Origin of the sequence: Streptomyces sp. NBC_00322 (assembly GCF_036147535.1) — a bacterium.
Classification (GTDB): Bacteria; Actinomycetota; Actinomycetes; order Streptomycetales; family Streptomycetaceae; genus Streptomyces.
Genome location: NZ_CP108019.1, coordinates 6,853,362 through 6,872,996 on the forward strand (window position 1 = coordinate 6,853,362; position 19,635 = coordinate 6,872,996).

General features: G+C 71.3%; 20 protein-coding genes. 7 read left to right on the forward strand and 13 right to left on the reverse strand.

Annotated elements, in window-relative coordinates:
- Positions 1 to 10 precede the first annotated feature (10 nt).
- The 4 genes from OG905_RS31250 to OG905_RS31265 all read right to left on the reverse strand — a co-directional run bounded on the left by OG905_RS31250 (position 11) and on the right by OG905_RS31265 (position 3,574).
- Complete coding sequence (locus OG905_RS31250) at positions 11 to 1,261, reverse strand: sensor histidine kinase (protein ID WP_328679301.1); 1,251 nt, start codon at positions 1,259 to 1,261, stop codon at positions 11 to 13.
- A complete protein-coding gene (locus tag OG905_RS31255) occupies positions 1,258 to 2,247 on the reverse strand; it encodes a hypothetical protein (protein ID WP_328679303.1) in 990 nt (329 codons plus the stop codon). Before OG905_RS31255 ends, OG905_RS31250 begins: the two co-directional genes overlap by 4 nt.
- A 79-nt stretch (positions 2,248 to 2,326) precedes the next feature.
- Positions 2,327 to 2,797: a GNAT family N-acetyltransferase gene (locus tag OG905_RS31260; protein ID WP_328682700.1), complete on the reverse strand. Its 471-nt coding sequence runs from the start codon at positions 2,795 to 2,797 to the stop codon at positions 2,327 to 2,329.
- A gap of 6 nt (positions 2,798 to 2,803) precedes the next feature.
- The gene (locus tag OG905_RS31265; protein ID WP_142216396.1) at positions 2,804 to 3,574 is read right to left on the reverse strand and encodes an IclR family transcriptional regulator; all 771 of its coding nucleotides are present in this window, start codon (positions 3,572 to 3,574) and stop codon (positions 2,804 to 2,806) included.
- A 131-nt stretch (positions 3,575 to 3,705) separates the two neighbouring features.
- On the opposite strand from OG905_RS31265, the gene OG905_RS31270 reads away from it, so the two are divergent.
- The 5 genes from OG905_RS31270 to OG905_RS31290 all read left to right on the forward strand — a co-directional run bounded on the left by OG905_RS31270 (position 3,706) and on the right by OG905_RS31290 (position 8,316).
- Positions 3,706 to 5,244, forward strand: coding sequence for an aldehyde dehydrogenase (NADP(+)) (locus tag OG905_RS31270; protein WP_328679306.1), 1,539 nt, complete (start codon positions 3,706 to 3,708; stop codon positions 5,242 to 5,244).
- A 5-nt stretch (positions 5,245 to 5,249) separates the two neighbouring features.
- Complete coding sequence (locus OG905_RS31275) at positions 5,250 to 5,864, forward strand: DUF1349 domain-containing protein (RefSeq protein WP_328679308.1); 615 nt, start codon at positions 5,250 to 5,252, stop codon at positions 5,862 to 5,864.
- A gap of 56 nt (positions 5,865 to 5,920) precedes the next feature.
- Positions 5,921 to 6,397 (forward strand): GNAT family N-acetyltransferase, encoded by a 477-nt coding sequence (locus tag OG905_RS31280; RefSeq protein ID WP_328679310.1) that lies wholly within the window; start codon positions 5,921 to 5,923, stop codon positions 6,395 to 6,397.
- A gap of 83 nt (positions 6,398 to 6,480) precedes the next feature.
- Positions 6,481 to 7,200, forward strand: a complete 720-nt coding sequence (locus OG905_RS31285; RefSeq protein WP_328679312.1) for a DsbA family oxidoreductase — start codon at positions 6,481 to 6,483, stop codon at positions 7,198 to 7,200.
- A 69-nt stretch (positions 7,201 to 7,269) separates the two neighbouring features.
- Positions 7,270 to 8,316 (forward strand): aminotransferase class V-fold PLP-dependent enzyme, encoded by a 1,047-nt coding sequence (locus OG905_RS31290; RefSeq protein WP_328679313.1) that lies wholly within the window; start codon positions 7,270 to 7,272, stop codon positions 8,314 to 8,316.
- Here OG905_RS31290 and OG905_RS31295 read toward each other — a convergent pair.
- Positions 8,265 to 8,813, reverse strand: a complete 549-nt coding sequence (locus OG905_RS31295; protein ID WP_328679316.1) for a MarR family winged helix-turn-helix transcriptional regulator — start codon at positions 8,811 to 8,813, stop codon at positions 8,265 to 8,267. The two genes, OG905_RS31290 and OG905_RS31295, sit on opposite strands and share 52 nt — an antisense overlap.
- A gap of 136 nt (positions 8,814 to 8,949) precedes the next feature.
- Here OG905_RS31295 and OG905_RS31300 point away from each other — a divergent pair, with 136 nt between their 5' ends.
- Positions 8,950 to 10,029: an alkene reductase gene (locus OG905_RS31300; RefSeq protein ID WP_328679318.1), complete on the forward strand. Its 1,080-nt coding sequence runs from the start codon at positions 8,950 to 8,952 to the stop codon at positions 10,027 to 10,029.
- Positions 10,030 to 10,115: 86 nt separating this feature from the next.
- Here OG905_RS31300 and thpD read toward each other — a convergent pair whose 3' ends face one another.
- From thpD to ectA, 4 genes are read right to left on the reverse strand one after another with little or no spacing between them, the layout of a single operon-like run.
- Entirely contained in the window at positions 10,116 to 11,012 is an 897-nt protein-coding gene (thpD, locus tag OG905_RS31305) for an ectoine hydroxylase (protein ID WP_328679320.1), read from the reverse strand.
- Positions 11,013 to 11,015: 3 nt separating this feature from the next.
- Positions 11,016 to 11,420, reverse strand: coding sequence for an ectoine synthase (locus tag OG905_RS31310; protein WP_142216390.1), 405 nt, complete (start codon positions 11,418 to 11,420; stop codon positions 11,016 to 11,018).
- A 31-nt stretch (positions 11,421 to 11,451) separates the two neighbouring features.
- Positions 11,452 to 12,720, reverse strand: a complete 1,269-nt coding sequence (gene ectB, locus OG905_RS31315) for a diaminobutyrate--2-oxoglutarate transaminase (RefSeq protein WP_328679322.1) — start codon at positions 12,718 to 12,720, stop codon at positions 11,452 to 11,454.
- A 25-nt stretch (positions 12,721 to 12,745) separates the two neighbouring features.
- Entirely contained in the window at positions 12,746 to 13,282 is a 537-nt protein-coding gene (gene ectA, locus OG905_RS31320) for a diaminobutyrate acetyltransferase (RefSeq protein WP_328679324.1), read from the reverse strand.
- 396 nt (positions 13,283 to 13,678) lie between these two features.
- On the opposite strand from ectA, the gene OG905_RS31325 reads away from it, so the two are divergent.
- On the forward strand, positions 13,679 to 14,764 hold the full coding sequence (locus OG905_RS31325; RefSeq protein WP_328679325.1) for an amidohydrolase family protein: 1,086 nt from the start codon (positions 13,679 to 13,681) through the stop codon (positions 14,762 to 14,764).
- A gap of 219 nt (positions 14,765 to 14,983) precedes the next feature.
- On the opposite strand, the gene cobC is transcribed toward OG905_RS31325, so the two are convergent.
- From cobC to cobM, 4 genes are all read right to left on the reverse strand, one after another.
- Positions 14,984 to 16,039, reverse strand: a complete 1,056-nt coding sequence (gene cobC, locus OG905_RS31330; RefSeq protein WP_328679328.1) for an Rv2231c family pyridoxal phosphate-dependent protein CobC — start codon at positions 16,037 to 16,039, stop codon at positions 14,984 to 14,986.
- Positions 16,023 to 16,952, reverse strand: coding sequence for a sirohydrochlorin chelatase (locus OG905_RS31335; RefSeq protein WP_328679330.1), 930 nt, complete (start codon positions 16,950 to 16,952; stop codon positions 16,023 to 16,025). Before OG905_RS31335 ends, cobC begins: the two co-directional genes overlap by 17 nt.
- Positions 16,953 to 17,079: 127 nt before the next feature.
- Positions 17,080 to 18,777 carry a precorrin-3B C(17)-methyltransferase gene (gene cobJ / locus OG905_RS31340; protein ID WP_328679331.1) on the reverse strand — a complete coding sequence of 566 codons (1,698 nt, stop codon included), beginning with the start codon at positions 18,775 to 18,777 and terminating at the stop codon, positions 17,080 to 17,082.
- Positions 18,774 to 19,595, reverse strand: coding sequence for a precorrin-4 C(11)-methyltransferase (cobM, locus tag OG905_RS31345; RefSeq protein ID WP_328679333.1), 822 nt, complete (start codon positions 19,593 to 19,595; stop codon positions 18,774 to 18,776). The genes cobJ and cobM overlap by 4 nt, the downstream gene beginning before the upstream one ends.
- Between the last annotated feature and the right edge of the window lie 40 nt (positions 19,596 to 19,635).

The following is a 19,635-nucleotide window of genomic DNA, read 5'->3' on the forward strand; positions in this document are numbered from 1 at the left end:
CGGATCACGTTCACCGGTCACCGCCCAGCGGCAGCCGCGCGCACAGCAGCCACACCGCGCCCTGCGCTCCCGCCTGCGCCCGTCCGCCCAGCAGCGCGGCCCGCTCGGCTATGCCGCGCACTCCGCGGCCGCCTCCCGGGCGGACCACCGGGGCCGTGTCGGGCAGCGGATTCTCCATCATGATCTCCAACTCCTCGCCGCGCAGGGCGATCCACAGGGTCACCGGGGACGCCCCGGCGTGGCGCAGGGCGTTGCTCAGCCCCTCCTGGACGATGCGGTACGCCTCGCGCGAGACGGGCGCGGGGACGGCGGCCAGGTCGCCGTCGGCGCTGAGCGACACCGGGACGCCACTGCGCGCGAGAAGTCCGTCCAGGGTGTCCAGGGTCGGGCCGTCGAGCTGGGTGGTGTTGTCGTCGTCCTGGCGCAACAGGCCCAGTACGGAGTCGAGTTCGCCCACCGTGCGCCGGGTGGTCTCCTCGATCGCGGCCAGCGCTTCCCGTACGAACCCCGGATCGCTGTCCAGGACCCGGCGGGCCGCGCCCGCCTGCAGGGTGACGGCGCTCAGGGCGTGGCCCACCGAGTCGTGCAGTTCGCGGGCGAGCCGGTTGCGCTCGGCCAGTTCGGTGGCCCGGCGCTCAGCGGCGGCCAGCCGGTCCGCGGGTGTGGGGCCGAGCAGGACCGGCGCCTGGCGGGCCAGCAGTGCCCCGGCCGCCGCCGCACAGCCCGCGAGCGCGATCAGCATGGCCACTCCGGCGAACGGGAACAGAGCCAGCTGCCAGGCAGGGTAGTGGGGCAACTCGAGCCGGCCCCGCAGCGCAGGGAAGAACGGCAGCACCATCAGGCTCACGGCGAACGGCGGCAGCGCCAGCGTGGCGCCGCTGATCAGCGCGCCGATTCCCGCATGCAGCGTGAACCAGCCCGAGGCCCGCAGCCGCGCGGCCCGTGAGCGTGCCGGCCCCTCCGCGAAGCGCTCGGCGGGCACCCCGCACAGCGCCTTCGCCAGGCCGACGGCCAGCGGTCTGGTGAGCGGGAAGAACAGCGCGGTCACCGCGGCTGTCGGCAGCGCGATTGCGTACGCACCGAACTGCAGGGCGAGGGAGTCGGAGAACAGGCTCTTCGCGCCGACGACCGGGCCGACGATCACCGTGCCCACCAGCCAGTACGGCATCAACAGGGCGCCGCCCAGGATCAGATGGAGCCAGCGAAGCCCGGCCCGCGTCCCGAACAGCGCCCGGGCGGACGCTTTGAGCGCTCTCCTCACGCGCCGCGCCGCCGCACGAACGAGGCGGTTCCGGTGACGACGAGCAGACCGACGATCATGCCCACAGCGTAGGTCAGGGCCATCAACCCCGATGCCCGCTCGCCCTCTTCGGCGCCCGGCAGTACCGCGGCGATCAGCAGCCAGATGCCCCAGCAGCCCACCGTGCCCGAGCCCAGCCATGCCATGGCCAGCGGAGTCTTCAGCGGCAGTTCGGGGACCGGGCGGAAGGCGAGCAGCAGCGCTCCGGCCACGGCGACGGCCACGAACACGACGTCGATCGCCTCGAGCACATAGAAGTCGGCCGTACGCTGCTCGATCCGCTTCGCGGAGAGACCGGTCGTCGCGCCGCAGGCCCACAGTAGGTGCATCGTGGCGGGGAACAGCGCCAGCACGGCGCCGGCCACGGCGGTCACCTTCAGCGTCCGCCCGGTGGCGGCACTGGGCAGGTCCCAGATCCGGCCCCGCCACACATGGCTCCAGCGCTCCCGGGCGTACAGCACGAAGAGAGTTCCCAGGGCCAGGCCCTGGACGATGAAGCCCGGGTAGACGACCCCGAAGACCCACTCGTCGAGGAAGGGTTTGTCCCCGGCCGGCTGGGACCGGGCTCCGGTGAGGGCTTGGGTCAGCAACTGGACCGGGAAGCCGACCATGATCGGGGCGAGCAGACCGCCGGCGATCCACACGGGCGTGACAAGCAGCCAGGCGGGGACGCGGCGGCCCCAGGCCTGGGTGAGCAGCAGCGCCAGGACGACGACGGCGCCGTCCATCAGGACGGTGACGCTGTTGGCGACGGCCATCAGACCGCGGTGCTCCAGCAGCACGCTTCCGTCGGGGATGCCGATCCGGCTGCCCGCGATCCAGGCGATCTTGAGCGAGAGATACGGGACGCAGGAGGCGACGGTGACGGTGCGCAGCACCCTGCGCACACGCGGGGCGCGAAGCGGAACGGGGGCCCCCGAGACGGGAGCGAGCGGTGTCCGTGTCATAGCGACCACGCTCCCGGCACGGCCCTTCCGGCACCTCATGCGCTGCGACGATTCCCCTCCGCCGCACGGCGGAGGAGGCTCAGCCCGCCAGGGTGAGGAGCAGCTCGTCGGTCTGTGCACCTCTGGCGTGCGCGAAGCCCCGGTCCTTGCCGGTGACGGTGAATCCGCACTTCTCAAGGACCCGGATCGAGCCCGCGTTGTCGGCGGCGGCGCGGGCGTGCAGCGGACGCGTCGGTACGAGTTCGAGCAGCGCGCGCAGTGCGGCGGTGGCGACGCCGCGGCCCCAGTACGCGCGGTCGATGAAGTACGTGACCTCGCGCTCCTCGGGCGGTCCGTAGACCGCGGTGTGGCCGACGACCACACCGTCGGCCAGCACGGTCCGTGTCATGGCGTCCGAGGCGCGGATCCGTGCCCAGTGGGCGTCGAAGAGGGCACGGTCGGCAGTGTTCTCACTGGTGAAAGCGGCCATCCGGTTCGACTCGGGGTCGTTCATGTGCCGGAAGAATTCCGGCACATCGCTGTCGATGACCTCGCGCAGGGCTATGGACAGGGACATTCAGAGCCTCCGGGTGGCGAGGGTGAGCCGGTCGCGGGCGTCGAAGAGCGCGTCCTTGATCATCTGCTCGTGGCCGGGAGTGAGCCGGGCCACCGGCACCGAGCAGCTGATCGCGTCGCGCGCCGGGGTGCGGTAGGGAATCGCGATGCCGAAGCAGCGCAGCCCGAGAGTGTTCTCCTCGCGGTCCACCGCATAGCCCTGCTCGCGGATCAGATGCAGCTCCTCGATGAGCTTCTCGCGGTCGGTGATCGTGTGCTCGGTCAGCGAGGCCAGGGTCTCGGGCAGCATCTTGCGCACCTGCTCGTCGCTGTGGGTGGCGAGCAGCGCCTTTCCCAGCGAGGTGGAGTGGGCGGGCAGCCGGCGGCCGACACGGGTGAAGGGGCGCAGATAGTGCTGCGACTGCCGGGTGGCGAGATAGACGACATTGGTGCCGTCGAGCCGGGCGAGGTGGATCGTCTCCGTGGTGTCGTCGGAGAGCCGGTCCAGGGTGGGCCGGGCGGCGGCCACGACCTCGTCGCCGTCGATGTAGGAGGTGCCCACAAGCAGTGCCCGTACGCCGATGCCGTAGCGCGTACCGGTCGCGTCCGTCTCCACCCAGCCGAGCTCCACCAGGGTGCGCAGCAGCATGTAGAGGCTGGACTTGGGGTAGCCGACCGCCTCCTGGACCGCGGCGAGGGAGTGCATGCCGGGGCGTCCGGCGAAATACTCGAGCAATTCCACCGTCCGCACCGCGGACTTGACCTGTGCCCCACCGGAATCGGCAGTTGTCATTGCTCCTCGCCCCTTCTTGACCGCGCAGAACGCCCGGAAATAGAGTCCCCACACATTCATCATCAGGAACTTTGTTCAGAATACCGAACAAAAGCCCTGATGGGTGGCAGTAGAGCGGGAAGGAAGCCGCGGTGGCAGCAGCACCAGTCTGGAGTGTCGACCCCCGAACCGGGAACCCGCGTGAGCAGGTTGCGGTGGAGTCCACAACCGAGGAGATCGACCGCGCGGTCCGCGCCGCACACGCCGCCCGCCCCGCGCTCGCCGACCGGAGTGTACGCGCGCTCCTGCTGCGTACCGCCGCCGACCTCCTCGACGAGGCGCGCGAGCACGTCATCGAGGCCGCCGACGCCGAGACCGCGCTCGGCCCGACCCGCCTCACCGGAGAACTCGCCCGCACCACCGGCCAGTTGCGTGCCTTCGCCGACATCGTCGACGAGGGCGCCTATCTCGACATCCACATCGACCACGCGGACGGCAGCCGCACGCCGCCCTGGCCGGACCTGCGCCGTTACAAGATCCCCCTCGGTGTCGTCGCCGTCTACGCCGCGAGCAACTTCCCGCTCGCCTTCTCCGTGCCCGGCGGCGACACCGCCAGCGCCCTCGCTGCCGGCTGCCCCGTCGTCGTCAAGGCGCACCCCGACCACCCCGGCACCTCCGAACTGTGCGCGTCCGTCCTGCGCAGGGCCGCCCAGCACGTCGGCCTGCCCGAGGACGTCGTGGCCCTGGTGCACGGCTTCGAAGCGGGCATCGAGCTGGTGCGCCACCCGTTGATCACGGCGGCAGGATTCACCGGATCCGTACGCGGCGGGCGAGCGCTGTTCGACGCCGCGGCCGCCCGGCCCGCGCCCATCCCCTTCCACGGCGAACTCGGCTCCCTCAACCCCGTCGTGGTCACCGAGGCGGCGGCCGGGGAGCACGCGGAGGAGCTCGGCGCCGGGCTCGCGGGCTCGATGACCCTGGGGGAGGGCCAGTTCTGCACCAAGCCCGGCTTCGTCCTGGCCCCCGCCGGTGACGCGGGCGACCGGCTGCTGAAGTCCCTGACGGACGCCGTCAGCGAGACCGAACCCGGCGTGATGCTCGACCACCGGATGCGCGCGGCCTTCGTCGACGGCGTACGGGAGCGGGCAGCACTGCCTCAGGTGGAGGCCCCCATCACCCCCGGCGCGGGCGGCGAGCACACCGTCAGCGCGGGCTTCCTCTCCGTACCGGCCAGGCTGCTGGCCGCCGAAGGCCCGCACGACCTGCTGCTCGAAGAGTGCTTCGGGCCGGTCACCGTCGTCGCGCGCTACGAGTCCGACGCCGAGATCACCGGGGTCCTCGGCCGCCTCCCGGGCAACCTCACCGCCACCCTCCACCTCTCCGACGGCGAGGCCGCGGGCGAGGGCCGGGGCGCCGAGCTGCTCGCCGAACTCACCCCGCTCGCGGGCCGCGTCCTGGTCGGCGGCTGGCCCACCGGCGTCGCCGTCGCCCCCGCCCAGCACCACGGTGGCCCCTACCCGGCCACCACCTCCACCTCCACCTCGGTCGGCGCGACCGCGATCGAGCGCTGGCTGCGCCCGGTGACGTACCAGACGACGCCTCAGGCGCTGCTTCCGCCGGAGCTGCGCGACGACAACCCGCTCGGTCTGCCGCGTCGGGTGGACGGCCGCCAGGAGACTCCGCGAAGCTGAGCGCTGTGAGCGACCAGATCGAACTGCCCGAACTCCCCTTCCCACTGCGCCCCTACGGCCCCGACGCCAACTGGTCGTACGAGAAGGGCGTGCTGACCGGCTGGGCCGGAGCCCGGCAGGACCGTTTCGTCCCGCCCGCGGGCGATGCGCTGGAACCGGCATCCGACGCGCCGCGCCTGCTCGGCGCGCCGGAGGGCGACTTCCAGCTCATCGCGCGGGTCACGGTCGGCTTCGCAGCGGCCTTCGACGCCGGCGTGCTCTATCTGCACGTCGGCGAAAGGGAGTGGGCCAAGCTCTGCCTGGAACTCTCCCCGGACAAGCCCACCATCTGCACGGTCGTCACCCGCGGCCACTCCGACGACGCCAACTCCTTCGCGGTCGACGGCGACAGCGCGTGGCTGCGGGTCAGCCGCACGGGCAAGGCCTTCGCCTTCCACGCGTCGACGGACGGCGAGCACTGGACCTTCGTACGGATCTTCGCCCTGGGCGCCGAGGAGCAGGCCGGGGCCGCGCTCGTCGGCTTTCTGGCGCAGTCCCCGGTGGGCGAGGGCTGTGTGGTGACCTTCGACCGGATCGAGTTCCGGCCGGGCTGGCCGGACGGGCTGCGCGACGGCAGCTGACGTGCGGCCTTCACGCGGCGTGCAACCGCGGGCTGACGTCGCTCGTCCCTATCACCATGATCAGGCCTGCCACCCCCGCTGACCTGGACGCCATCGCCGACCTGCACGCAGCAGCCCGCGCCAGTTACTACCGCGGTCATATCCCGGACGAGGCGTTTGACAGCCCCGCCGAGCACGCCCGCACCCGAGCGGGCTGGGCGGCGGCCATCGAGCGCGGCGCGGTGCTGTGCGCAGAGCAGGACGGGACCGTTGCCGGAGTGGCGGCGTTCCGCGAGGTCGACACGGTCATGACACTTACCCAGCTCCATGTCGACCCCGGGCTGTGGCGCGTCGGCATCGGTGCCGCCCTGCACAGTGCCTGCGTAGGGGCCTGGCAGTGCGCGGGCGTGGACTCGGTCCGCCTGGAGGTCTTCGAGCACAACACACGCGCCCAGTCCTTCTACGCCCGCCAGGGCTGGCTCCCCGACCGGGACGAGCCGCGCGCGGGCGACCATCTGGTGCTGCGCTTCACAGTGCCGCCCGCGGCGGAATGAAGGGTGCCCGCAGCGCGTTGAGCCCGCAGCGGAGGATGCCTCCGCACAGCCCCGCCCCCGCACGACCCTGGAGTGAATGAAGCATGCGCGTCGAGATCTGGAGCGACATCGCCTGTCCCTGGTGCTACATCGGCAAGGCCCGCTTCGAGAAGGGGCTCGCGGCCTTCGCCCACCGCGACGAGGTCGAGGTCGTGCACCGCTCCTTCGAGCTCGACCCGGGCCGGGCCAAGGGCGACACCGCCCCGGTCATCGACATGCTCGCGCTGAAGTACGGACGGACCCTCGAAGAGGCGCGGTCGATGGAGGAGCACGTGGCCGCCAACGCGCGCTCCGAGGGGCTCGGCTACCGCACCGAGGGCCGTGACCACGGCAACACCTTCGACATCCACCGACTGTTGCACCTGGCCAGGGCCCGCGGCCGTCAGGACGAGCTGCTCGACCTCGCCTACCGGGCGAACTTCGCCGAGGAGCGGTCCGTCTTCGACCCCGAGATCCTGGTGGACCTCGCGCTCGAGGCGGGTCTGGACGCGGACGAGGCCCGGGCGGTCCTCGCCGACGAGGACGCGTACGCCGACGACGTACGGGCCGACGAGCGCGAGGCCGCCGAGCTGGGCGCGACCGGGGTGCCGTTCTTCGTGCTGGACCGGCGCTACGGGCTCTCGGGCGGCCAGCCCGCCGAGGTCTTCACAAAGGCGCTGGAGCAGGCGTGGCAGGGCCGGGTCATCACCCCGATCGGCGCGGACGCGGCGGCCTGCGACGCCGACGGTTCGTGTGAGGTTCCGCAGGCCGGAGCCCATGCTTAAGCGCTGCTGAGGGGTGTGTCTCAAAGATTCGCGATTGACCTGGCGTTGAGGGCGCCGCAGGGTGATCTCATGGAGACCCTGGGCGGCGCCGAGTTCGCGCCGCAGATGACCTATCTGAACACCTCCACGTGCGGGCTGCTGCCGCGCCGGACCGTCGAGGCGGTGAAGCTGCTCGCCGACGAGCTCGCGGCAGGGCGTCCGGGCGGCGCCGGTGAATGGTCGGCGGTGACCGCCGCCCGCCAGTCCTTCGCCCGGCTGAGCGGTGTGGACGAGGGGCGCGTCGCCGTCGGCGGTTCGGTCTCGGTGCACGTCGGGCTGATCGCGTCCTCACTGCGCCCCGGCGCCGAAGTCCTCTTCCCGGAGGGGGAGTACGCCTCGGTCATCACGCCCTTCACCGTGCGCGGCGATCTCAAGGTGCGGTACGCCCCGCTGGAACATCTGGCCGACGCGGTGGGTCCGGGCACCTATATGGTGGCCTTCTCCTCGGTGCAGTCCTCGGACGGCCGGATCGCCGATATGCCCGCCATCCGTGCCGCCGCGGCCGCGCACGGGGCCCGTACGCTCGTCGACGCCAGCCAGTCGGCGGGCTGGCTGCCGTTGGACGCGGCCTCCTGGGACTTCACCGTCACCGGCGCCTTCAAGTTTCTGCTCTGCCCGCGCGGCGTCTCGTTCCTCACGATGACCGAGGAGGCCCAGGAGACCCTGGTGCCCATCCACGCCGGGACCTACGCCGCCGAGGATCTGTGGGCCACCACCTACGGGCGGATCGAGGAACTGGCCCGCTCGGCCCGCCGGTTCGACGAACCGCCCGCATTCCTCTCGTACCACGGCGCCAAGGAGTCCCTCGCGCTGCTCGAAGAGACCGGCATCGACGCCGTACACGCGTATGACACGGCGCTCGCCAGGCGGTTCAGGGACGGCCTGACGGAGCTCGGGCACCGGCCGGTGCCCGGCGATTCGGCGATCGTGGCCGTGCCGGGGCTCGGCGACCGGGTCCCCGGTCTGGCCGGTGCGGGAGTGATCGTCTCGGAGCGGGCGGGCAATCTGCGCGCCGCCTTCCATCTCTACAACACGGCCGCCGACGTCGACTGGGTGCTGGACGTGCTGTCCGGCTGAGGCCGGCCGGGGCAGTCCGCGGTCTGCATGCAGAGATTCTCCTCGACCTTCCCGAGCAGCCGGGTCAGCTCACGGCGCTCGTCGGGGTCGAGCCCGGCGAGCGTGTGCTCCTCCAGGTTCGCCCAGGCCGCCTCGACGGCGGAGTGCAGGGCGCAGCTGTCCTGGGTCGCCTCGACCAGCACCGCGCGCCGGTCGCAGGGGTCGGGGCGGCGGCGGACGTGTCCGGCCTGTTCCAGTCGCTGGAGCATCTTGGTCACGGTGGACGGGTCGAGCTCGACGGCCTTGATCAGCTCCGACTGGCGCACGGCACCGGCGTCCCACAGATGCATCATCACCAGTTCCTGCCCCGGGTAGAGCCCGGCTCCCCGCAGCAGCTTGCCCGCCGCCATGCGGTGCAGCCGGGCGACCCGGGAGACGGCGAGGCTGACGGGTCCGCCGAGGGCGGCGGTCGGCAGCGACTCGGTACAGACGGGATCGGCCGCGGTCTCGGGCGTCATCGGGGCCTCCTCGGCAGGGGTGCGACTGTCGCGTGGACAGTGTCTCCGAAAATTTTACCTTGGTCGGCCAATTAATGGTCTACAGTGGCATCCGGCGCGAATACTTGGCCGACCATATAACTCTTTGGGAGCACCCATGACCACCGCGTTCGACCCCATCGAACTGTCCGGCACGCAGCTCGCGAACCGCATCGCCATGGCGCCGATGACCCGCAGCCGCGCGTACGGCGACGGCCTCACGGTCACCGAGTCCACCGTCGAGTACTACAGCCAGCGCGCATCGGCCGGGCTGATCGTCACCGAGGGCATCCAGCCCTCCGTACTGGGCCAGGGATACCCGAACACTCCGGGCCTGCACAGCGACGAGCAGGTCGCCGCCTGGCGCAAGGTCACCGACGCCGTGCACGCCAAGGGCGGCAAGATCTTCGCCCAGATCATGCACGCCGGACGCATCGGCCACCCGGTGCTCTGGCCGGACCAGGAACTGGTCAGTGTGGCGCCCTCGGCCGTCGCCCCCGCCGGGCAGCTGTACACGCACGAGGGACCCAAGGACTTCATCGCCCCGCGAGAGCTGGGCGCCGACGAAATCCCGGCCATCATCGCGGAGTTCGTCGAGGCGGCCCGTAACGCCGTCGCCGCCGGCTTCGACGGTGTCGAGCTGCACGGCGCCAACGGCTATCTCATCCACCAGTTCCTCGCCCCCAACACCAATCTGCGCACCGACGAGTGGGGCGGCTCCGTCGAGAACCGCATCCGCTTCGCCGTCGAGGTGACCAAGGCCGTGGCCGAGGCGATCGGCCCGGAGCGGACCGGACTGCGCGTCTCTCCCGGCAACGCGTACAACGACATCGCCGAGACCGACACCGAGGCGGTCTACCCCGCGCTGATCAACGAGATCGAGCCGCTGGGCATCGGATATCTGCACATCGTCGAGATGGTCCCCGGCTACCGGGAGATCACGCGGGAGCTGCGCGAGAAGTTCAGCGGCACCCTGATCCTCAACCCGGCGACCGAGGGCCCGACCGACCACGCGGCGCTCGGGCTGATCGAGGACGGGACCGCGGACATCCTCGCCTTCGGCGCGCTGTTCCTGGCCAACCCCGACCTGCCGGTGAGGCTCAAGTCCGAGGGCCCGTACAACACCCCGGACACCGCCTCCTTCTTCGGCGGTGACGACAAGGGCTACATCGACTACCCGGCGCTGAGCGCGAACTGACCGCCGCGCGGCACGAGGGCGGGGCCGGTCCCATCGGACCGGCCCCGCCCTCGTGCCGCGCGGCGGTCAGCGCACGGGTCGTACGGTCAGCGCACCGGTGTGAAGTCCCGCGCACCGATGAAGGAGGGCCGCGGCACCGGCGCCGCGAAGGGCTCCTCCGCCGCGTTCTCCACGCTGTTGAAGACGATGAAGACATTACTGCGCGGATACGGGGTGATGTTGTCCCCGGAGCCGTGCATGCAGTTGCAGTCGAACCAGGTCGCGGACCCGGCCCGGCCGGTGAACAGCCGGATGCCGTGCCGGTCCGCGAAACGGGTCAGCGCAGCGTCCGACGGGGTGCCCGCGTCCTGCATCTGCAGCGACTTCTTGTAGTTGTCCTTCGGCGTCTCGCCCGCGCAGCCCAGGAACGTCTTGTGCGAGCCGGGCATGATCATCAGGCCGCCGTTGGTGTCACGGTTCTCGGTCAGGGCGATCGAGACCGAGACGGCGCGCATGTTCGGCAGTCCGTCCTCGGCGTGCCAGGTCTCGAAGTCCGAGTGCCAGTAGAAGCCCGACGCGCCGAAGCCCGGCTTCACATTGATCCGCGACTGGTGGACATACACATCGGAACCGAGGATCTGCCGGGCCCGGCCCACCACCCGCTCGTCCCGCACCAGCGAGGCGAAGACCTCGCTGAGCCGGTGCACCTCGAAGACCGAGCGTACGTCCCTCGACTTCGGCTCGATGATCGAGCGCTCATCCGCCCGGACGGCTGGATCGGCGATCAGCCGGTCCAACTCGCTGCGGTACAGGGCGACTTCGTCCTGCGAGATCAGCTCGTCGACGGTCAGGAAGCCGTCCCGCTCGAAGCCCATCAGCTCGGACGGGACGATCGGCCCCGGCACGCCGGGCGCGGACCAGAGGACCGGGTCCTGGCGCGGGGTCGTCACCTCGCCCACGCCACGGGTCGGGTACAGGTCGGCGCGTACAGCGGCGGTGGTCATTTCTCAGCCCTCCTCGGACTCGGTCAGCAGCGGATAGACGCCGTTCTCGTCGTGGTCCTCCCGTCCGGTGACGGGCGGGTTGAAGACGCAGACACAGCGGAAATCGGTCTTGGGACGCATGGTGTGACGCTCATGGCCGTCCAGCAGATACATCGTGCCGGGCTCGATCCAGTGGGTCTCGCCGGTCTCGTCGTTGGTGAGCTCGGCCTCGCCCTCCACACAGAGCACGGCCTCGATGTGGTTCGCGTACCACATCGACGTCTCCGTACCCGCGTACAGCGTGGTCTCGTGGAGCGAGAAGCCGACCCTCTCCTTGGCGAGCACGATGCGCTTGCTCTCCCAGGTGCCGGACGCGGCCTTCACGTGGCGCTCGGTGTTCTCGATGTCCTTGAACGATCGGACGATCACGGTGAGTTGTTGCCTTTCTCGTACGGGGGTGTCAGGCGGTCTCGCGTACGGACCGGGCCAGGATGCGAAGGCCCTCGTCGAGCTCGTCGGGCGAGACCGTGAGCGCCGGCAGCAGTTTGACCACTTCGCTCTCCGGGCCCGAGGTCTCCAGCAGCAGCCCCAGCTCGAAGGCGCGGGCGCAGATCGCGGTGGCACGCGACTTGTCCGCGAACTCCAGGCCCCACACCAGACCGCGGCCCCTGAAGCTCACCCCGTCCTCGGTGCTCTCGGCCACGATGGCCAGCAGCGCCTGCTCGACCTGCTCGCCGCGCGCGAGGGTCTGCTTCTCCATCTGGCCGTCCGCCCAGTAGGTCTCCAGCGCGGCGGCCGCGGTGACGAAGGCGGGGTTGTTGCCGCGGAAGGTGCCGTTGTGCTCGCCCGGCTCCCAGATGTCCAGCTCCGGCTTGAACAGGCAGAGCGCCATGGGCAGTCCGTAGCCGCTGATGGATTTCGACAGGGTGACGATGTCCGGCGTGATGCCCGCCTCCTCGAAGGAGAAGAAACCACCGGTGCGGCCGCAGCCCATCTGGATGTCGTCGACGATCAGGAGCATGTCCTGGCGGTGGCACAGCTCCTGGAGCGCGCGCAGCCACTCCGGCCGGGCGACATTGATGCCGCCCTCGCCCTGCACGGTCTCGACGATGACGGCGGCGGGCTTGTTGAGGCCGGAGCCCTGGTCCTCCAGCAGACGCTCGAACCAGAGGAAGTCCGGGACCTGGCCGTCGAAGTAGTTGTCGAACGGCATGGGCGTGCCGTGCACCAGCGGGATGCCGGCGCCGGCCCGCTTGAAGGCGTTGCCGGTGACGGCGAGCGAGCCGAGTGACATGCCGTGGAAGGCGTTGGTGAAGGAGACGACGGACTCGCGTCCCTTCACCTTGCGGGCCAGCTTGAGCGCCGACTCGACCGCGTTGGTGCCGGTCGGGCCGGGGAACATGACCTTGTAGGGCAGGTCGCGCGGCCGCAGGACCACGTTCTGGAACGACTCCAGGAAGGCGCGCTTGGCGGTGGTGGCCATGTCCAGGCCGTGGGTGATGCCGTCGCGCTCGATGTAGTCGATCAGCGCGCGTTTCAGCACCGCGTTGTTGTGGCCGTAGTTGAGTGATCCGGCGCCGGCGAAGAAGTCGAGGTAGGTGTGGCCGTCCTCGTCGTGGAGGTAGCTGCCCTGCGCACGGTCGAACACGGCGGGCCAGCCGCGGCAGTAGCTGCGCACCTCGGACTCCAGGGTCTCGAAGACACTCAGGGCGGGCGGGGTGATGGTCACAGCAAGTCTCCAGGTGTGGGGGGTGTCAGGCGGAGAAGGGGCCGATGCGGTACAGGACTTCCGGCTGGTGCGTCCCCTCGGGGAACAGCCCGCCGTCGAAGAGGACTTCGCGCGCAAGGGGGGCGTCGTGGCGCTTCGCGTACGACGTGAACAGCCGGTCGGACGCGGTGTTGTCGGGCGTGATGGTCGTCTCGACCTCCCGCACCCCGCGCCCGCCCCTCACCCTCGAGGTCAGCGCGTCGAGCAGCACACCGGCCAGTCCCCGGCCGCGGTGCGCGTGGTCGACGGCGACCTGCCAGACGACCAGGGCCTCGGGGCGGTCGGGGCGTACGTAACCGGTGACGAAGGCGATGGGCTCGCCGTCGGCGCCGCGCGCCACCAGGGAGGTGGCCGCGAAGTCGCGACACCACAGCAGATAGCTGTACGAGGAGTTGAGGTCCAGGACCTCGGAGTCGCGGGCGATGCGCCAGATCGCGGCTCCGTCCTCCACTCGTGGGCTGTCGATCTCCGTGAATTCGCTTTGGGGGTTGGCTCGTACAAGGTCTTCTTGCGCGGCGGTCATGTCGAGGAAATTTACCCAGCTAATTTCGAAAATGCATTGAGGGAAGGGGTTGGGTGAAGTGCTCGGCTGTGTTATCGCGCGTGCGCGGACACCCAGGTCGGCCGGTGGTCTTTTCGGGCGATTTGTGCGGCAAATAAGGGGTGAATCGGGCAGGCTTGTGGAGTCGGTCACATATCTGTAACCACCGTGAGACCCGTCCGAATTACGGCCTTCGACCCTGACGAAACCTTGGTGTTTAGACTCGCGAAACGGGGGCAGACGAATACGGGAAGCTGCCCGTAATAAAGCAGCTTCCGGAATTTCGAATTAACGCCGACTTTGCTGTCCGGGGAAATGCTGTTCACCGCTGTCCGCACTGACGGGCCGCGGCGCCCGCGAGCCTCGTACAGTGCTCGTATGAGCGATCACGCGGTGCTGCATGTGAAGGGACGGGTGCTCGTCGGACCCGAGGAGGTGAAGGACGAGCTGTGGGTGGTCGACGGCCGCATCTCGTACGAACGGCCGCGCGCCGAGGCCGTCACCGTGCGCGGCTGGGCGCTGCCCGGGCTGGTCGACGCACACTGCCATGTCGGGCTCGACCACCATGGCGCCGTGGACGAAGCGACCAGCGAGAAACAGGCGCTCACCGACCGGGACGCGGGCACGCTGCTCATCCGCGACGCCGGATCCCCGGCCGACACCCGCTGGATCGACGACCGTGAGGATCTGCCGAAGATCATCCGGGCGGGCCGCCACATCGCACGCACCCGGCGCTACATCCGTAACTTCGCCCACGAGATCGAGCCGGACGACCTGGTCGCCTACGTGGCCCAGGAGGCCCGCCGCGGCGACGGCTGGGTCAAGCTCGTCGGCGACTGGATCGACCGGGACGCCGGCGACCTGACCGCCTGCTGGCCGCGGGAAGCGGTCGAGGCGGCGATCGCGGAGGCGCACCGGCTCGGCGCCCGGGTGACAGCGCACTGCTTCGCCGAGGACTCGCTGAGGGACCTCGTCGAGGCGGGCATCGACTGCGTCGAGCACGCCACCGGGCTGACCGAGGACACGATCCCGCTGTTCGCCGAGCGGGGCGTCGCGATCGTGCCGACCCTCGTCAACATCGCCACGTTCCCGGCGCTCGCGGCGGGCGGCGAGTCCAGGTTCCCGAAGTGGTCCGCCCATATGCGGCGGCTGCACGAAAACCGTTACGACACCGTGCGCGCGGCCTACGACGCCGGTATCCCGGTCTTCGTCGGCACGGACGCGGGTGGCTCGCTGGCCCACGGTCTGGTCGCGGCGGAGGTGGCCGAACTGGTGAAGGCGGGCATCCCGCCGATCCGGGCGCTGTCGGCGACGACCTGGGGCGCGCGCCAGTGGCTGGGCCGCCCGGTCCTGGAGGAGGGCGCACCGGCGGATCTGGTGGTGTACGAGGAGGACCCGCGGGCGGACGTCAGGGTGCTGGCGGGGCCGCGGCGGGTGGTCCTGAACGGGAGGGTGATCGGCTGAGGGGGTGCGCCTGCGGCGGGCCTGTTCCCCGACCCGCCCTCCCCCAACGGCCTGGCGGCCGTGGGATGTACCCCCATCCCGAACTGGGGGCAGGCTGAACTTCAGCCCCTCCGGCGTTGGAAGGGGCGCGGGGCGTCCGGGTTCGCCCGCGAAACCACCCACCGGGCAGCAACCACCAACGCCCCCTGGCCCAGGTTCACCACGGACCCTGGAAACCCCCTACCCACCCACCACCGTCAACGCCTGGTCCAGCGCCTGCAGGAAGCGGTTCGTCGTCGCCCGGTCGCGGACCGCCAGCCGCAGCCAGCCGGGGCCCAGGCCCGGGAACGTGTCGCCGCGACGGGCGGCGAAGCCCAGGGCGCGCAGGCGCACGCGGACCTCGGCGCCCCGGCGGACGTGGGCCAGGACGAACGGGCCCTCCGCCGACGCCACCACCCGTACCTCGTCGAACTCCGCGAGCCCCGCCAGCAGATGCGCCCGCTCCGTCGCGAGCAACTGCGCCGCCCGCGCCGCCTCCTTGAGCGCGGCGGGCTCCATGCACGCCTCGGCAGCCGCCAGCGCGGGAGTCGACACCGGCCACAGCGGCTGCGCCCGCTCCAGCGTTGCGATCGTGTCCGCGTCGGCCAGTACATAGCCGATGCGCAGGCCCGCGAGCCCCCAGGTCTTGGTGAGGCTGCGCAGCACCACAAGCCCAGGGATGTCGGTCCGGCCCGCCAGTGCCTCGGGCTCGTCCGGCACCGCGTCCATGAAGGCCTCGTCCACCACCAGCAGCCGCCCGGGGCGGGCCAGTTCGGCGATGTCGTCGGCCGGGTGCAGCACGGACGTGGGGTTGGTGGGATTGCCGATGATCACCAGGTCCGCCGTCTCGGGCACGGCCGCCGGATCGAGCCGGAAGCCGTCCTCCTCGCGCAGCAGCAGCCGCGCGACCTCGTGCCCCGCGTCCCGCAGCGCCGCCTCCGGCTCCGTGAACTGCGGGTGCACGACCAGCGGGTGACGTACCTTCAGGGCGCGCGCGAGCAGGACGAAAGCCTCCGCCGCCCCCGCCGTCAGCAGCACGCGCTCCACCGGCAGCCCGTGGCGCCGCGCGACCGCTGCCCGTGCCGCCCGGGCGTCCGGATACGCGGCGAGTCCGGTCAGCGAGTCCGCGATGCGCGCGCGGAGCCAGTCCGGGGGAGTCCCGGCGCGGACATTGACCGCGAGGTCGATGAGACCGGCGTCCCGTACCTCCGCGTCACCGTGGTGGCGCAGGTCGTGTGCGTCAGTGTGCGTGTGCATGGCTGCCGTGGCTGTGGTGGGTGTGGCCGTCGTGGCCGTGGCCGTCGTCGGCGGGGTGAAAGTGCGGCCGCTGCGGAGCACCGACCTTGTCCTCGAAGCCCGGCATCGCGATCCGGTAGACGCACGAGTCGCAGTTCATCCGGATGTCGCCCTCGACGGCCTCCCGGTAGCGGTCGAGCACCAGGTCGAGCAACTCCTCGGTCGGGCCGATCACATCGGCCGAGACGACCTCCACCCCGGGGTGCGCCTCCGCCCAGCCCTGCGTCTGCTGATGCACCCGGTCCGGCAGGACCCCGGTGAACAGAAAGTACGGCAGCACCACGATCCGCCGGGCGCCCAGTTTCACGCACCGGTCCAGGCCGCTGGGCACATCGGGCGCGGCGAGCGAGACGAACGCCGTCTCCACGCCGGCGTAACCCCGCCCCTCCCACAGCAGCCTGGCCGCCTTGTGCACCTCGGCGTTGGCGTCCGGATCGGTCGAACCGCGGCCCACCAGCAGCACCGTCACATCCGCGCGGTCCCCGGGCCTGCGGGTCGCGGAGCCCAGCGCCTCGTCCAGCCGCCGCTCCAGGACGCGCAGCAGCGAGGGGTGCGGGCCCAGCGGACGGCCGTAGGCGTACGAGATCCCGGGGTGACGCTCCCGCTCGCGGGCCAGCGCGGCCGGGATGTCGCCCTTGGCGTGCCCCGCGGACACCAGCATCAGCGGCACCGCGGCGAAGCGGGTCACTCCCCGCTCGACCAGCCCGGCGACGGCCTCGCCGAGGGGCGGCGGGGACAGCTCGATGAAGCCGCCCCCGACGGGGAGTTCGGGATGGCGCCGCCCCAGCTCCCGTACGAAGTCACGGAAGGCCTCGGCCCCGGCTTCGTCACGGGTGCCGTGACCGGCGATGAGCAGTGCGGGCGGGGTGGTCACGCGTTCTCCTTGAAGTGGGGGTGGTACGGCAGAGCATTCCGCGTGGCGACGGCTGCGGCGAGGGTACGGCGGGGACTCGCCCTCGGAACATGCGATTTCGTGACCTGCGTGGTCGTGACGTGCGTGATCATGACTGCCAGCGGTAGCCCCGCGGGGTCACCATGCGGCCCGCGACCTCTCGCGTCGCCGTGTTGCCGACCGTCACGACCGTCATCATGTCCACCGTCGCCGGATCCAGTCCGGCCAGTGTGGTGACGCGGCTGGATTCGTCCGCCCGGGACGCATTGCGTACGACACCTGTCGGTGTGCCCGGATCGCGGTGCTCCGCGAGGATCGACAGCGCCTTCGGAAGCTGCCAGTCACGCCCGCGGCTACGGGGGTTGTAGAAGGTCACGACGATGTCCGCCTCCGCAGCCGCCCGCACCCGGCGCTCGATGACCTCCCACGGTGTGTGCAGGTCCGAGAGGCTGATCGAGGCATGGTCGTGCCCGAGCGGCGCGCCCAGGACCGCGGCGGCGGCCAGCGCCGCGGTCACCCCCGGCACGCCGACGACGTCAATGTCGCCGGACGCCTCGGCGAGCGCCGGTGAGGCCATCGCGTACACGCCCGCGTCACCGCTGCCGATCAGCGCGACCGCATGACCGGCGCGTGCCTCGGCGACAGCCGTACGGGCCCGCTCCTCCTCGGCGCCCAGGCCGGATTCGACGATCCGGGTGCCGGGCCTGAGCAGATCGCGGATCTGGTCGACGTACTGATCGAGCCCGACCAGGACGGCGGCGCGGCGAAGCTCCCGCGTGGCGCGCGGGGTGAGCAGATCGCGGGCGCCGGGGCCGACTCCGACCACGGCGAGGCGGCCGCGCGGCGCCCGGCGCACCACGGCGCAGGTCGCCATCGCGGCCCGGCCGGCGGGGCCAGGGGGCGTCCGGGACTTCCGCTTCGGGACGAGGAGTTCACCGCCCTCCGCGAGCGCCGCGGCCTCGGCGACGGACGGGGTGCCCACGGCGGCGAGCGGCGCGCCGGACGGGTTCGGCACGGTGATCGACGCGAGCCGTTCGGGGGCGTACGTCACCAGTGGCACGCCAAGACGCTGTGCCGCCCCGACGATCCCCGGCTCCTGCGCCTTCGCGTCGACGGTCGCCAGCGCGGAGATGCTCAGCGCCGAGAGTCCCGCATCGCGCAGGGTCTCCTCGACCAGGCCGAGGACCTCGTCGAGGGGAGCGTTCTTGGAGGCCCCGACTCCGACGACGAGCGACGGCGGCCGCAACACGGCCTCCCGCGCGCCCGGTTCGACGACCCGGTCCGTTACCCGCAGAACCGCGTCGCCGTCGGCACCCACATTTCCCGGCAGCGGCGGCAGCGGCCACACCGCGTCGGCACGCAGCGCCACCGGTTCGCCGTCCAGCACCGCCCGGGTCACGGGCGCGACCGCGCCCTCCACCGGCCATCCCAGGGTGTCCAGACCCGGGACATCGGCCGCATCCGTCGCCGTCGTCACCACCGGGGCGCAGCCGAGAACATCGGCGACCTGCGCCGCCAGCTCGTTCGCGCCGCCGCCGTGGCCGCCGAGCAGGGACACCGCGTACCGCTGCCCCTCGTCCACGCACACCACACCGGGGTCGGCGGACTTGCCCGCGAGCAGCGGGGCGATCAGCCGCACGACCGCGCCCGTAGCGAGGAAACACACCAGCTGATCGCACTCGGCGAACGCCAGCTCCACCGACCGGCCCACCGGACCCTCGTACACCCGGGTGCGTCCGGGCCAGGCCGCGGCCAGCCGGTCGCGGGCCGCGGCACCCGCAGCCGTCGCGGAGATCAGGCCGATCACTGAGCCGCTCCCTGTGCGCGAAGTGCCTTGCGGGCGGCCGGATCCGCCTTCCGGAAACCATGGAAGTGACCCGGGTGGTAGAGATGCGAACGCGTCCCCGCAGCCGCCAGCGCGGGCCCGACCAGGAACAGCGTGTGCTTCCAGAGCTTGTGCTCCTTGACGGTCTCCTCCAGCGTGCCGATCGTGCAGCGCAGGATCAGCTCCTCGGGCCACGTCGCCTGATACGCGACGACAACCGGCGTGCTCGTCGGATAGCCGCCCTCCAGCAGTTCCTGCGTCAACTGGCCGGATCTCGCCGCCGACAGGAACAGCGCCATCGTCGTGCCGTGCCGCGCGAACTCCCGTACCTCCTCGCCCGGCGGCATCGGCGTCTTGCCGCCGCCGAGCCGGGTCAGGACCACCGACTGCGCGACCTCCGGGATCGTCAGCTCGCGCTGCGCGATCGCGGCGACCGCCGAGAACGACGAGACACCCGGCACGATCTCGACCGCGAGACCCAGCTCCACGCAGCGGTCGAGCTGCTCCTGCGTACCGCCCCACAGTGCGGGGTCGCCGGAGTGGATACGGGCGACCCTCAAGTCCCCCTCGTACGCCCGCTCGTACACCCCGACGACGTCTTCCAGCGACATCGCCGCCGAGTCGAGGATCTCGGCCCCCTCGCGCGCGTGGTCGAGGACGTCCGCCTGCACCAGGCTCGCCGCCCAGATGACGATGTCGGCCTCCGCGATGGCCCGCGCGGCCCGGAACGTCAGCAGATCGGCGGCGCCCGGGCCGGCGCCGACGAAGGTCACCTTCCCACGGGTGTCGGCTTCGGCCATGAGCGGCTGTCCTCTCGTGTCATTCGGGTGGATCCGGTGG